This window comes from Aggregatibacter sp. HMT-949 (genome assembly GCF_041734645.1).
Lineage (GTDB): Bacteria > Pseudomonadota > Gammaproteobacteria > Enterobacterales > Pasteurellaceae > Rodentibacter.
The window spans coordinates 1,755,029-1,768,244 of sequence record NZ_CP162010.1 but is presented as its reverse complement, the minus strand read 5'-3'; the positions used below and the strand labels follow the sequence as shown (position 1 = coordinate 1,768,244).

The 13,216-nt window shown below is 45.1% G+C and carries 12 protein-coding genes; 3 read left to right on the top strand and 9 right to left on the bottom strand.

Annotation, left to right across the window (positions count from 1 at the left end; genetic code table 11):
- Positions 1 to 4 precede the first annotated feature (4 nt).
- The 8 genes from narQ to nudC form a co-directional block, all read right to left on the bottom strand.
- Positions 5 to 1,708 carry a nitrate/nitrite two-component system sensor histidine kinase NarQ gene (gene narQ, locus AB3F25_RS08390; protein ID WP_373603374.1) on the bottom strand — a complete coding sequence of 568 codons (1,704 nt, stop codon included), beginning with the start codon at positions 1,706 to 1,708 and terminating at the stop codon, positions 5 to 7.
- Positions 1,709 to 1,837: 129 nt separating this feature from the next.
- Complete coding sequence (locus AB3F25_RS08385; protein ID WP_373603373.1) at positions 1,838 to 3,055, bottom strand: MFS transporter; 1,218 nt, start codon at positions 3,053 to 3,055, stop codon at positions 1,838 to 1,840.
- Positions 3,056 to 3,215: 160 nt separating this feature from the next.
- Positions 3,216 to 5,048, bottom strand: coding sequence for a glutamine--fructose-6-phosphate transaminase (isomerizing) (gene glmS, locus AB3F25_RS08380; RefSeq protein WP_373603372.1), 1,833 nt, complete (start codon positions 5,046 to 5,048; stop codon positions 3,216 to 3,218).
- Positions 5,049 to 5,088: 40 nt separating this feature from the next.
- Positions 5,089 to 5,871, bottom strand: coding sequence for a DeoR/GlpR family DNA-binding transcription regulator (locus tag AB3F25_RS08375; RefSeq protein WP_373603371.1), 783 nt, complete (start codon positions 5,869 to 5,871; stop codon positions 5,089 to 5,091).
- Positions 5,872 to 6,000: 129 nt separating this feature from the next.
- Positions 6,001 to 6,273 carry an HU family DNA-binding protein gene (locus AB3F25_RS08370; protein WP_373603370.1) on the bottom strand — a complete coding sequence of 91 codons (273 nt, stop codon included), beginning with the start codon at positions 6,271 to 6,273 and terminating at the stop codon, positions 6,001 to 6,003.
- A gap of 135 nt (positions 6,274 to 6,408) precedes the next feature.
- Entirely contained in the window at positions 6,409 to 6,999 is a 591-nt protein-coding gene (locus AB3F25_RS08365; protein WP_373603369.1) for a YjaG family protein, read from the bottom strand.
- Between the two features lie 9 nt (positions 7,000 to 7,008).
- A complete protein-coding gene (hemE, locus tag AB3F25_RS08360; RefSeq protein WP_373603368.1) occupies positions 7,009 to 8,073 on the bottom strand; it encodes a uroporphyrinogen decarboxylase in 1,065 nt (354 codons plus the stop codon).
- Complete coding sequence (nudC, locus tag AB3F25_RS08355) at positions 8,074 to 8,874, bottom strand: NAD(+) diphosphatase (RefSeq protein WP_373603367.1); 801 nt, start codon at positions 8,872 to 8,874, stop codon at positions 8,074 to 8,076.
- Positions 8,875 to 9,019: 145 nt separating this feature from the next.
- Here nudC and AB3F25_RS08350 point away from each other — a divergent pair, with 145 nt between their 5' ends.
- Complete coding sequence (locus tag AB3F25_RS08350) at positions 9,020 to 9,475, top strand: DUF3290 family protein (protein ID WP_373603366.1); 456 nt, start codon at positions 9,020 to 9,022, stop codon at positions 9,473 to 9,475.
- The gene (locus tag AB3F25_RS08345; protein WP_373603365.1) at positions 9,475 to 10,110 is read left to right on the top strand and encodes a DUF421 domain-containing protein; all 636 of its coding nucleotides are present in this window, start codon (positions 9,475 to 9,477) and stop codon (positions 10,108 to 10,110) included. The genes AB3F25_RS08350 and AB3F25_RS08345 overlap by 1 nt, the downstream gene beginning before the upstream one ends.
- Positions 10,111 to 10,195: 85 nt before the next feature.
- On the opposite strand, the gene AB3F25_RS08340 is transcribed toward AB3F25_RS08345, so the two are convergent.
- Entirely contained in the window at positions 10,196 to 10,888 is a 693-nt protein-coding gene (locus tag AB3F25_RS08340; protein WP_373603364.1) for a 7-cyano-7-deazaguanine/7-aminomethyl-7-deazaguanine transporter, read from the bottom strand.
- Between the two features lie 226 nt (positions 10,889 to 11,114).
- Here AB3F25_RS08340 and AB3F25_RS08335 point away from each other — a divergent pair, with 226 nt between their 5' ends.
- On the top strand, positions 11,115 to 13,187 hold the full coding sequence (locus tag AB3F25_RS08335; RefSeq protein ID WP_373603363.1) for a TonB-dependent receptor domain-containing protein: 2,073 nt from the start codon (positions 11,115 to 11,117) through the stop codon (positions 13,185 to 13,187).
- Positions 13,188 to 13,216: the final 29 nt, after the last annotated feature.

Here is a 13,216-nt window from a genome sequence, read left to right as displayed (position 1 = left end):
TTCCTTAAAATAATGTGTGCGGCAATGTGATTTTTACCTGAGTGCCGCCTTGCGCGCGGCGACCGATATGCAATTCGGCGTTAAGTTGGTTACTGCGCTCGGTCATAATATTCAGGCCGTAATGACCTTCCGGCTCGTCTAAACTCGGAATACCGACGCCGTCGTCTTCGATTAAGATCTCGTATTCCCCTTCGGCATTAGTGCGGGCGTTAATTTCAATTGTGCTGCCTTGTGAATGTTTAATTGCGTTAAGCGCGGCCTCGCGCACGATTTGCAATAAATGCACCAGTTGTTGCGGATTCAAACTTTGCGACGGCAATTGGCTATTGACGCGCATTTGCATATCTGTTTGCGAACGTAAGGAATCAATTACCTGCTCCAGAGCCAGTTGCAAATTGGCTTCTTGCACGGTTAACCGGAAGGTCGCCAATAATTCGCGCAATTGTGCGTAGCCGCCGGAAAGGGCTTGTTCAAAGTCGGCGATGATCGCCAGACTTTTGTCTTTGGACGATTCGTCCTCTTTCTTTAAATTATGCTTTAACAGGGTCAGTTGGATTTGCAAAAAGGACAGCACTTGTGCCAGAGAATCATGTAGTTCTCGCGCGATAATGGAACGTTCTTCCATCAATAAAAGTTGTTCTTGCTGGCGTTGGTTGTGGTGGAAATATAAGGCACGCGATAGCATTTGAGCCAAGTTTTGCATCATTCGAGGATCGGGGCACGGTAGCCCGGCTTGCCAAGAAAGGACGCCAAAGGGCTTATTTTCTACCTTAAGCTCTTCAATTTGTAGAGTTCGGTCTTCTTGTTTTTCGCCGAAAGCGATATCCCAATGTTCTGCGCCTAGAACTTCCAATGCAATGTAACGTAAATGTTCGCTTACCCGAATGTGGTTGAGTAAGCGGCTGAGAATTTTATCGTTAATGGCATTGGCCGTAAGCAGTTGTGAACTTTGATAAAGCGTAGTCAAAGAACGGTTGGTTTGGCGCAATCTTTGCGTTTTTTCATTCACCGTTTCTTCTAAACGCGAATACAAATTGCCGAGTTCCGATGACATTTGGGTGAACACGCGGGATAGCGTTCCGAGCTCGTTATTTTTTTGCGTCTCCAACGGAATATGGCTAAATTGACGCATTTGCACTTGCATACTGGCGCGGGTCAGCAATTTTAGCGGTTTTACTACTTCGCGCTGAGTAAACCAAATTACATAAGACACCATGCCGACAATCAGCAGCATCGCAAAACAGAGTACCAAAACTGTAAACAGCCATTTTTGCTCGCTAAAGCGTTGCAGTTCGAACACGAAATAATCAACTTCGCCGACATAATTAGTCAGATTGGCACGATAGGCCTCAATGTTATGTTTACGTGCGAAATCCGCCATCGAGGCCCAATGTATAAGGAGCGATTGATAAGATTGTTTCACCGCATCGGGCGTGAAAATTTGATGCTGAATTCCATCTAGCACGGGGGCGTGCAAGCTTTTTTCATAACGTTGAAGATTGTTTTCCACACTTTCGGGATGATTTTCCATTTCATACAGCAAACGATAGCTTTGCATCCGCAAAGAACCGGAAATGTTAATGGACTCTGCATCCGATTTGTTGCCGGCCATAATTGCCAAGCTTAACGCGATGATTAGCCCGGCGGCGATAATAATTAGAAAAAGATACTTTGCGATGAGAATCGTAACGGAGCGTTTTGCTTGCACGGAAAGCCTTGGTAAAAAAGTGGCGTTAAAAATTGGCGCTAGTGTAGCACGAAAATATGAGGGGGGTTAGTCGGAAATCCGCCCCGATAAGAGGGCGGAGTTAAATATTTCGGAAGCCGCGGAATCGCGTTATTTCAGCGCTTTGCCTTTCAATTCGGGCACTAAAAACAGCGTAGCGAGCATATCGAGCGCATAAATAATCGCGAGGAATGCGATAGCGATACTGAAAGAATAAGCGGACACAATTGTGCCGACTACGACGGGACCAAAACCACCGACGGCACGCCCGATATTAAATAGCACGTTTTGTGCGGTGGCGCGCGCTTCGGTTGGATAAGCCTCAGCCATTAACGCGCCGTAGCCGCCCATCATGCCATTTACGAACATACCTAAAAATGCACCGGCAACAAGCATCGCCGTTGGATCGGTTAATTGCGAGTAGATGAGGATACTCAAAACAGCACCGCATTGAAACAGCAAGAAACTTGGTTTACGGCCAATTTTGTCGGCGAGGCGGCCGAAAATCCAAATACCCGCCATCATGCCGCATACAGTGACGGCCGTCCAAACGCCGGACTTGGTTAAACTAAAGCCAAGCTGTTTGGCGAGGAAGTTTGGCATCCAAATCATAATACCGTAATAACCGAAGTTTTGTACGGAGGTCAGCACGATGACGCCAAGGCTGATTTTGGTCGTTGCTTTATCTTTCACTAGCAGTTTGAAAGATGCCCATTTTGAATTTCTGTTGCCGGCAAGCGCGCTTTGTTTTTCGGTGAATATTTCCGGTTCGTGCAAATGGGAACGTAAATACCAAGCTGCAAATGCCGGAAAAATACCCAGCACGAACATGCCTCGCCAACCGATATACGGTAATAAAATCGGTGTTAATAATGCGGCGGCCAATACGCCTACTTGCCAGCCGAGCGCCACGTAAGATGCTGCTTTTGCGCGATGGCGTGCCGGCCAAGCTTCAATTGCCAGCGCCATACCGATGCCGAATTCGCCACCCAAACCGATGCCGGCGATAGTGCGGTAAATCAGTAAATCCCAGTAACCTTGCGCCATGGCGCATAAGCCGGTGAAGACTGCAAACAGTACGATCGTCCAAGTCAGTACGCGTACGCGTCCGTATTTGTCACTTAGCGCACCGAATAAGATACCGCCGAACACCGCACCGACTAGCGTCCAAGTCACGAGAGAACCGGATTGCGCCGGTGTCAAGTTGAGATCCGCCGAGATTGCGCTGAGCATAAAACCTAAAATGAGTAAATCGAAACCGTCCATTGCATAGCCGACGGCGGAGCCGATGAGGGCTTTCCAGCCATATTGATTGACTTTGGTTGTCATATTGATGTCCTTTTACTACTCACGGGTAGTGTTTAAAGTGAAGGTGGGACGATGATGATTATCGCCGAGTTAAACGGTTGCGTAGTTTAAAGAAATTCCGTCGTTTCGGCAAATAAAAAAGCACAGAAACGACTTCTGTGCTTTGCAAAACCATTTGGGTTTATTCTACGGTAACCGCTTTTGCCAAATTACGTGGTTGGTCGACATCGGTGCCTTTGATTAAGGCCACGTGGTAGGCTAACAATTGCATCGGCACGGTGTAGAAAATCGGTGCAACGATTTCGTTGATTTTTGGCATGGTGATAATTTTCATCCCTTCGTTTTCCGTGAATCCGGCGTCTTTATCGGCAAAAACATATAATTGACCGCCACGGGCGCGCACTTCTTCAATATTGGATTTCACTTTTTCCAATAAATCGTTATTCGGCGCTACCACAATAACCGGCATATCCGCATCAATTAATGCTAGCGGGCCATGTTTTAATTCACCTGCCGCATAAGCTTCTGCATGAATATAGGAAATTTCTTTCAATTTCAATGCGGCTTCCATGGCGATTGGGTAATATTCACCGCGGCCTAAGAATAACGCGTGATTTTTCTCGGCAAAATCTTCCGCCAAGGCTTCAATATCTTTATCAAACGCTAAACCTTTTTCGATTTCGGCCGGTAAAGATTGTAGCGCTTTTACGATTTCTTGTTCTTTTGCGTCGGAAATATGGCCGTTTAATTTACCGATTGCGGTAACTAACATCAGCATTGAGGCAAGTTGAGTGGTAAACGCTTTGGTCGATGCCACACCGATTTCCACGCCGGCACGGGTCATGAACGCAAGATCAGATTCGCGTACAAGCGAGGAGCCGGCCACGTTACAAATAGTCATCGCCGCCATGTAACCTTTTTCTTTCGCAAGACGAAGCGCTGCAAGCGTGTCGGCCGTTTCACCGGACTGGGAAAGCGTTAATAATAAGCTATTCGGACGCGTTACGAATTTACGGTAACGGAATTCGGAGGCGATTTCCACATCGCAACTCACACCGGCCAGTGCCTCGAACCAATAACGCGCTGCCATGCCGGAGTTGTAGGACGTACCGCAAGCCACGATTTGTACGTGTTGAACTTTTTCTAAAATTTCTTTTGCGCCGTTACCAATCGCTTCAATAATAACGTTATTGTGATTGATTCGGCCTTCCATGGTATTAATCAATGCAGTTGGTTGTTCAAAGATTTCTTTTTGCATGAAGTGACGGAATTTGCCTTTTTCCGCTGCATCATTTTCAAGATTAGATTCGTGCATTTCGCGTTCGGCTTTGTTGCCTTGTGCATCATAGATTTCAACGCTACGACGGCTGATTTCTGCAATATCACCTTCCTCCAAGAAAATAAAGCGACGGGTTACGTTCAATAACGCCAATTGGTCGGAGGCCAAGAAATTCTCGCCAATACCTAAGCCAATAACCAACGGACTGCCCGAACGCGCCGCCACCAAATGTTCCGGGTGCAGGCGATCCATCACCACCATACCATAGGCGCCGCTAAGTTGTTTTACCACATTTTGAACGGCGTTTAATAAAGAATCGGTACTGCGCATTTCCCATTCGACTAAGTGTGCGATGACTTCGGTGTCAGTTTGTGAAGTGAATACATAACCGCGGGATTTTAATAATTCACGCAGTTCTTCATGATTTTCAATGATACCGTTATGCACTACGGCAAAATTGCCCGAAACATGCGGGTGCGCATTGGCTTCAGACGGTTCGCCGTGAGTTGCCCAGCGGGTGTGCGCAATCCCTGTACCACCGATTAACGGTTTTACCGCTACCGCTTCGTCTAAAGCTTTAACTTTACCTAAGCAACGCACGCGTTGTAATTCATGTTGTTTATTTACGACGGCTAAACCCGCAGAATCGTAACCGCGATATTCCAAACGGTGTAAACCGTTGATTAAGATTTCTGCTACATCGCGTTGCGCCACTGCGCCGACAATACCACACATAAGCTTTCCTTTTTGTTGATTAATTTAAAATAGTGAGTTTTTAATCGCATTGAACGCAGATAACCTCTACGTCTTGCGCTTGAATTGCTTGTTTATCCTGTTCCGACAACCCGTTGTCCGTGATGAATACGTCAATTTGTTGCCAGGTTAATTCTAAGTTCGGCATTTTTCTGCCGATTTTTTGAGATTCCGCCATCACAATTACTTCGCGCGATACTTCGGCCATTACTCGACTCAGTCCAACTAATTCGTTGAAAGTTGTGGTTCCGCGTTCTAAATCAATACCGTCGGCGCCAATAAATAACTGGTCGAAGTCGTAAGAACGTAACACTTGTTCCGCAACACGGCCTTGGAAAGATTCTGAACGAGTATCCCAAGTGCCACCTGTCATTAGTAATGTCGGTTCATTTTCTAATGCTCGAAGCTCGGTAGCAACCGACAGCGAATTGGTCATCACAATTAAACCTTGTTTACGATTAAGTTGCTTAATTAAGGTTGCGGTGGTGCTACCGCTGTCCACGATGATGCGATTGTGATCACGAATTCGTTCCGCTGCAGCCTGGGCTATGACAAACTTTCGTTTCGAAAGTTCTTCATTTTCTGTTTCATCAATAATTTCTTTTGGCATTAAAATCGCACCACCGTATTTACGCAATAAAAAACCGCTATTTTCCAATGCGGTTAAATCCTTGCGAATAGTGACTTCAGAGGTGTCAAATAATTGAACTAATTGCTCCACGCTAACTTCGCCTTGCTCTTGCAAAATTTGCGTAATACTGTGACGACGTTGTTGAGTATTGCGAAATTGGCTGTTTCGTTTCATGAATATTTGTTTTAAAGCGGGTAATTAAATTTCGGTTCGAAAGTTTATAGAAGTGCAGTTGGGTTGTAAAGCTTATTTTAGCGAATAAAAAACCCTGCGACTGGGCAGGGTTTTTTCAATGCGGTGCTATTATTTGATCGCATCTTTTAATGCTTTACCGGAAACGAATGCAGGTACTTTAGAGGCGGCAATTTTGATTTCCGCGCCGGTTTGCGGATTACGGCCGGTACGTGCTGCACGTTGGTTTACTTTAAATGTACCGAAACCGATTAATTGTACCGGTTCACCTTTTTTAAGGCTTGCAGTGATCGCTTCTAAAGTTGCTTCTAATGCGGCTTTAGCTTGTTTTTTATTCAACTCTGCTGCACTTGCAATTGCATCAATTAAATCTGTTTTGTTCATGAACTTGTACCTTTTGTCAATTAAATCTGATTGTTTAAAACAGCGTTCCGACTAGGCCAGAACGGCTGCGCAAAGGATAATCTAACTTGCTTGGAAATAAAAGTAAGATTTTTGAAAATTGTGATAAATCTCACGCTATTGGTCGAATTTTATACCGATGTTGGAGATTCCTTCGGCCCTGATTTCATTTTTTAAATCTAAAATCAAATCAATATCTCGTTTTTCACAATCTTTTAACAAACGATAAATTTGCCATTGCACGTCTAATTCAGCTTGGATATCTTGGTTTTCTTTCAGTTCCGCCTCGGAAAAATCACGGCCGTTTTCCGTTGCCAATAACGCCGTTACCGTACTCAAAGAAATTCGACTGATTTCAATTGCTTTTTCTAAGGTTTCACCGGCAATGATGGCGTGTAAAATTTCCGCTAAAGCTTGACAAGCATCCAATGCCGGTACCACGCCGAAGTTATCATAGTCATTCACGTCAGGAATGATATTTTCGAGTTTTTCCAGCTGATTGTCGAAGTTGATTTTGGCATTTTTCACGGTCAAATATTCCCATACTAAATTGAGAATATTTTGATAAGTTTTTGATTCGCCTTCCAATTCATTCATTTGACAGAATAATTTGAAATTTGGTGCCATACGTTCACATAACGCGGCCATAAATGTGAAATGTTGCCAACTTTCGAGGTTTTCTAAGCGCTTATGGATGGGATTTCGCATTTAGGAGCCTTATTTATGATATGCCTTGGAATATTCGTGAACTGCATCAACAAAAATTTTCGGCGCACTTTCCGGCACATCTTGGTGAATACCGTGACCAAGGTTGAACACATGTCCGCTGCCGTTGCCGAAGTCTGCCAAAATTGAGCGCACTTCCTGTTCAATGCGCTCCGTCGGTGCATAAAGTACGCTTGGATCCATATTGCCTTGTAGCGCCACTTTGTGTCCGACGCGTGCTTTGGCATCGACAAGATTTACCGTCCAGTCCAATCCCACCGCATCGCAGCCGGTATCGGCAATGGCTTCCAGCCATAAACCGCCGCCCTTAGTAAACAGCGTTACCGGCACGCGCCGTCCGTCGTTTTCGGTTATTAAACCATCCACGATTTTGTGCATATATTGAAGTGAAAAATCCAAATATTCGCGATGACCCAATACACCGCCCCAAGTATCGAAAATCATCACGGATTGTGCGCCGGCTTTGATTTGCGCGTTGAGATAAAGGCATACGGAATCTGCCAGCTTGTCGAGCAATAAATGAAGGGTTTGTGGTTCCGCATACATCATTTTTTTAATTTTGCTGAAGGTTTTGCTGGAACCGCCTTCCACCATATAAGTGGCGAGCGTCCATGGGCTGCCGGAAAAACCGATGAGCGGCACAGCACCGTTGAGTTCGCGACGAATGGTGCGCACCGCATTCATGACGTATTGTAATTCTTGTTCAGGATCGGGAATCGGTAGGCTTCGTACCGCGCTTTGGTTTTCAATCGGGCGCGCGAATTTCGGGCCTTCGCCGGCGCCGAAATGCAAGCCTAAGCCCATTGCATCGGGAATTGTTAAAATGTCGGAAAATAAAATTGCGGCGTCTAAATCATAACGGCGTAGCGGTTGAAGCGTCACTTCACAGGCTAAATCGGCATTGCGGCAAAGGGACATAAAATCGCCCGCTTGTGCACGGGTGGCTTGGTATTCCGGTAAATAACGGCCTGCTTGGCGCATCATCCACACCGGCGTGTAGTCCACTGGTTCACGTAATAGCGCTTTTAAATAACGATCATTTTTTAATGCTGACATTTAGGCTTCCTTTTGATTGTCTTCTGCTCGGCAGAGCTCAAGGGTGGTGGAAATTAATTTGCGTGCGATAGTACCTGTTGGGGGTAATTCTGGCAAGGGCTGATTATAAGAAAACCATTGCGCGTCATGAATTTCCGAGGCTTGTGGCTGAATCTCGCCACTTTCATAGTCGGCTAAAAAGCCCGCCATTTGCGAATTAGGAAAGGCCCAAGGTTGGCTACCAAAATAACGAATGTTTTTAATTTGAATCCTGCTTTCTTCAAATACTTCGCGCCGTACTGCCTGTTCGAAGCTTTCGCCCGGTTCGACGAAGCCTGCCAACGTAGTGTACATTCCGCCGTGTGGCTGATAATGGCGTTTGTGGTTGGCCAGTAAAATCTTCGTACCGCGGCGCACGGCAACAATAATCGACGGATTGATGACAGGATAGCTACGCGCACCGCATCGAACGCATTGAACGGCGAGTTCGTCTTGGGTTTGTGCCGTTTCAGCACCGCATTGACCGCAGAATCGATGAGTGTTCAAGAAATGGTTAATTTCCACGCCACGACTTAATAAATGAAATTGTTGTTCAGGAAGATAAAGTAAATCGCGCAAACTGAAATAGTCGTGCGTATCGTTTGGTTGTTCGGCAACAAGCCACAGCGGACGATTTTCCCATTCACCGATTATCATGCCTTGCAAGCCGCTAAGTTGAAGACTGTGCGCTGTGCCGAAAGGCAATTTACCCGCGTTCAGATGCAAGGTAGAACCTCGCGTGAGCAACCAATAACCGGAATCCGTTGCGTCGATTCGTTGCATAAAAACTCCTTGAAAAATAATTTCGATTTTATGAACGCGGCATTATAGTGCGGATTCAACGCCATTGCCATGGCAATGGCCGCAGAATGGAGCCCTAAGGCGGGTTATGTTAAACTTCGTGGCATTTTTTTATCGGAGCATCCGTATGTCATTTTTCACTTATTTTTATTTAGAAAGCCGTATGTATTTTCAGGGTTATTTTAAATACATCGCGATTTTCGTTTCGCTCGGTGCGCTGTTCGTGGTGAGTTCGTTATATTTGCGTCATCGTTTGGAAAGCAAATATCGCGATCTCAGCATTATTTTTATGTTACTCATTATTTTGTTGGTGGGCGTGCAGTATAACCAATACGAACAAAATCAGGTTTACGCCAACGATACTTCGCGCATTGTGACGTTCTTAAATTCCGTGCGTGAAAATCAAAATTTAGAGGTTCAAGATCTGCGCGTAAATAGTCAAAAACTCATTAACGGCATGATCTTAAATATTCGCGATAAATATTACGAAGTACATTTCAACAACGATTTCAGCGCTTACGCATTGTCGGAAATCAACTTGGTGAACCCGAACATTAATATCGTGGACAAGGAGGCGAAATAATGGAAGGTTACACATTTCTCGCCGTTAAACTTGCCATCGGAATTTTGGGGTTGGTGTTGCAAATCAATTTAATGGGGAAAGGCAATTTGGCACCGACTTCGGCGATGGATCAGGTACAAAACTACGTACTGGGTGGAATTATCGGGGCAGTGATTTATAACGATAATATTGGCGTGTTGCAATTTTCGCTGGTATTGGTGTTATGGACATTACTGATTTTCACGCTGCGCTTTATTAAAAATTACAACCGTGTCGTGAAGACGATTATCGACGGTCGCCCGGTTTGGGTGATTTTAAACGGCAAGGTACAAACCGGCGAATGTATGAAAAACGGTATTTCTGCCCATGATTTAATGTTTAAGCTACGCGCCGCCGGCGTGTATGAAATCGCCACAGTAAAACGTGCGGTGCTGGAGCAAAACGGGCAGCTTTCTATCATTCAATACGGTGATCAAGATTTACGTTATCCGTTGATTATCGACGGTCAAATCGATCACGATATTCTCGACATTATCGGCCGCGATGAGGCTTGGGTTCACCAAGAACTTGAAGCACAACAAATGACGGTCAATCAGGTTTATATCGGTGAATATTTAAACGGACGTTTGATCGTGCATCCTTACGCACAAAGTTAAAATTAAAATGGAAGTCAAAAATAGCACCGCATTGGAACCGCTTTCAATGCGGTGCTGTTTTAGCAGGTCATCTTGCTACATTGGATTAGGATGAGAGCGCCTGCAATTTGCGTAAAATAATATTTAACGCCACGCCGTACGCCGGCACAAATAACAACATTCCCACCGATAGTTTGAATAAATAATCGACCAAACCCAATTCGACCCAATGAGCCGCCATAAATGGATCGGCGCTTTGATAAAATGCCACGCTGAAAAACACAAAAGTATCGGCCATCGAACCGAAAATCATCGAACTGCTCGGCGCGATCCACCAGGTTTTTAGTCGGCGTAACCGGTTGAACACGATGACATCCAATAATTGCCCCGCCACATAAGCGAAAAAGCTTGCCAATGCGATACGAAAAACGAACAAATTAAATTCGCTCAAAGTGGCAAAGCCCTGATATTGCGTGTCGGAAAATAGCACGGAAATCAAATAACTGACGACTAACGCCGGCAACATAACGACGATAATAATCCGACGCGCTTCTTTCGCACCGAATATGCGCACGGTTAAGTCAGTGGCGAGGAAAATGAACGGGAAGCTGAGCGTGCCCCAAGTGCTGTGGAAAGAAAAGTCTTCCGTTGCGCCGAGTGCGGTCAGTTTTAGCGTGACGGCAAAAGGAATTTGTACCAAGTAATTGCTTGCAGCGATGATAAAAATATGGAAAAGCGCCAGCCAAATTAAGGCGCGACGTTTTTGTCGCTCGTTAAAAAACGGGGGAAAGTTGTTCATGTCGGACCTTTTTAAACAAAAATCGGGGTGAGGGAACCCGAGCTAAAATAAGGGCAGGAATCATACGTATATTTACATTTTTTGCAAGAAAACAGCGTGACAAATCAGTGTATTTTATGGCGTACGGATTTCGTTTTTTGCATTTTTTATTGATTTTAGGCTTGACATAAAGCATTAAGAAAAACGATAATTATTCTCAACTTTTAATAGCCTATAGGAATAAAAAATGAGAAAAGCCAAGTTCGCTTTGTTACCTTTATCCGTTTTCGTTGCTATGAACGTGCACGCCGAAAAAACGGAACAACTCGATGTGATTAACGTCGTAACGGAAAACACGGGGGCAAAAAGTAAAACTAACGTCGTTACGCTTGCCGATTTAAACAAATCGACGAATCAGGATTTGCGTGGTGTATTGTCTAAAGAGCCGGCGGTGAATTTCGGCGGCGGCAACGGCGGTACTTCGCAATGGGTGACGATTCGTGGAATGGGGCAAGACCAAATTGATATTAAAGTGGACAACACCTCTAGCGATGCGCAATTATTCCATCATCAAAGTCGTTTTATGCTTGATCCTAGCTTGATTAAACGCATTGATATTCGCAAAGGTGCGGGTTCTGCCAGTGCCGGTATCGGCGCCACCAGTGGCTCGATTGAAGCGACTACGGTGGAGGCGAAAGATTTATTGCGCGAAGGGCAAGATTTCGGTTTTAAATTGAATGCGGGCGTGAGCAGTAATAAAGGCCATTCGCAAGGCGCTACGATTTACGGCAAAGCGGGCGTGTTGGATGCGTTATTTAGCGGCAATTGGCAAACCATTGAAAACTACAAAGGTGGTAAAGGCTATGTCAATAAAGAAGGTTCGCAAACGGTAAAAAATAGTGCCATTGGCGAACGTGGCCTCCTTGCGAAAATCGGCGTTGATCTCAACGAAGAGCACCGCATTGTATTAAGCCATCGTCAAGAACGTTATCACGGTTCGCGCGCATTACGCGAAGAGTTTGATTTTTCGCAAAGTTATCTATATGGCACGGCAAGTGATTTGAGACCGGGGCAAACCCTAAGTACGATTTTTACCGGAAAAAACAATCGCGGACAAAATACGTATTACATTTTAGATAGCAACGGACAATTTATCGTCAACGATGCCAATAATTCACCGCGCTACCGCATTACCACACAAAATACGACCAATCTTGAGTGGACGGGCAAGAAAATGGGCTTTATTAGCGAAGCCAAAGCCAATGCTTATTTAATGGAAATGTCGCGCAAAGAAATCGATTCCCATAGCGAATTAAAAATTGTCACGAAAGGCGCGAACGTGAATTTGGATTCCGAAATCGGCGAAAGCCATTGGGTTAAATACGGCGTGAATTATCGTCACCAAGAAGGCAAGCCGAACGCTTTAGCCAGTAATATCAAAGCAAATCAGAAAAAAGAAGATGTCGGTTTGTACCTAGAAGGCATTTGGGGATTCGGCCCCGTCACCTTAACCACCGGTGCGCGTTATGATCATTTTAAGTTTAAGGCGAATACCGGCAAAGAAGTCAGTCGTGGCGATTTCAACCCGAGTGCGGGGCTGATTTGGCAAGTCACGAATAATTTAAGTTTTAATACTAATTTGAACTATGCCAGTCGCAGTCCCCGTTTTTATGAAGTAATGCTTGCCGGTAGCCGAGTGCGCGACGTTGCCGATAATTTGCGTGCGGAAAAAGCACGTAATACGGAGATCGGCTTTAATTATGACGTGAATGAAAATCTCTCGTTCAACGGTAGCTATTTCTGGCAAAAAGTAAAAGACGCTCATGCGGTTAAAAACAATACAATCGTGAACTCGGCCTTGTTGCGTAATCAGGGTTACGAATTGGGCGCGGCTTATAAACTCGGCGCATTCAAATTCCGTTTAGGCGTGGCGGAAAGCAAGCCGGAGACCACCGCATTGAACGGTGCAACGTTGGATAATACGGTGCTTGCCGTGGCGATGGGGCGTACTTGGACGACGGCGTTGTCTTATAAATTCGAACAGCCGAGCCTTGAAATCGGTTGGAAAGGTCGTTTTGTAGAAGGTAAAACCGGTTCGCCAAGTCGTGGTTCCAACACCGGCGAAGCGGCAATTAAACAAGCCGGCTACGGCGTAAGTGATTTCTACGCGAGTTGGGATGTGAACAAAAATTTAACGCTAAACTTTGCGCTAAATAATGCATTCAATAAATACTATAAGAGCCATAGCCAACGCGCTGGGATTAATAGTTTGCCGGGCGCAGGACGCGATTTCCGTTTAACTGCAAATTATACTTTCTAGTTTTTATTTTTTACTTTACTCAAAACGGT

Excerpts from the sequence above, each read along its gene's own strand:
- AB3F25_RS08385 (WP_373603373.1), bottom strand. The coding sequence starts at position 3,055 with ATGACAACCAAAGTCAATCAATATGGCTGGAAAGCCCTCATCGGCTCC.
- glmS (WP_373603372.1), bottom strand. The coding sequence starts at position 5,048 with ATGTGTGGTATTGTCGGCGCAGTGGCGCAACGCGATGTAGCAGAAATC.
- AB3F25_RS08375 (WP_373603371.1), bottom strand. The coding sequence starts at position 5,871 with ATGAAACGAAACAGCCAATTTCGCAATACTCAACAACGTCGTCACAGT.
- AB3F25_RS08370 (WP_373603370.1), bottom strand. The coding sequence starts at position 6,273 with ATGAACAAAACAGATTTAATTGATGCAATTGCAAGTGCAGCAGAGTTG.
- AB3F25_RS08365 (WP_373603369.1), bottom strand. The coding sequence starts at position 6,999 with ATGCGAAATCCCATCCATAAGCGCTTAGAAAACCTCGAAAGTTGGCAA.
- hemE (WP_373603368.1), bottom strand. The coding sequence starts at position 8,073 with ATGTCAGCATTAAAAAATGATCGTTATTTAAAAGCGCTATTACGTGAA.
- nudC (WP_373603367.1), bottom strand. The coding sequence starts at position 8,874 with ATGCAACGAATCGACGCAACGGATTCCGGTTATTGGTTGCTCACGCGA.
- AB3F25_RS08350 (WP_373603366.1), top strand. The coding sequence starts at position 9,020 with ATGTCATTTTTCACTTATTTTTATTTAGAAAGCCGTATGTATTTTCAG.
- AB3F25_RS08345 (WP_373603365.1), top strand. The coding sequence starts at position 9,475 with ATGGAAGGTTACACATTTCTCGCCGTTAAACTTGCCATCGGAATTTTG.
- AB3F25_RS08340 (WP_373603364.1), bottom strand. The coding sequence starts at position 10,888 with ATGAACAACTTTCCCCCGTTTTTTAACGAGCGACAAAAACGTCGCGCC.
- AB3F25_RS08335 (WP_373603363.1), top strand. The coding sequence starts at position 11,115 with ATGAGAAAAGCCAAGTTCGCTTTGTTACCTTTATCCGTTTTCGTTGCT.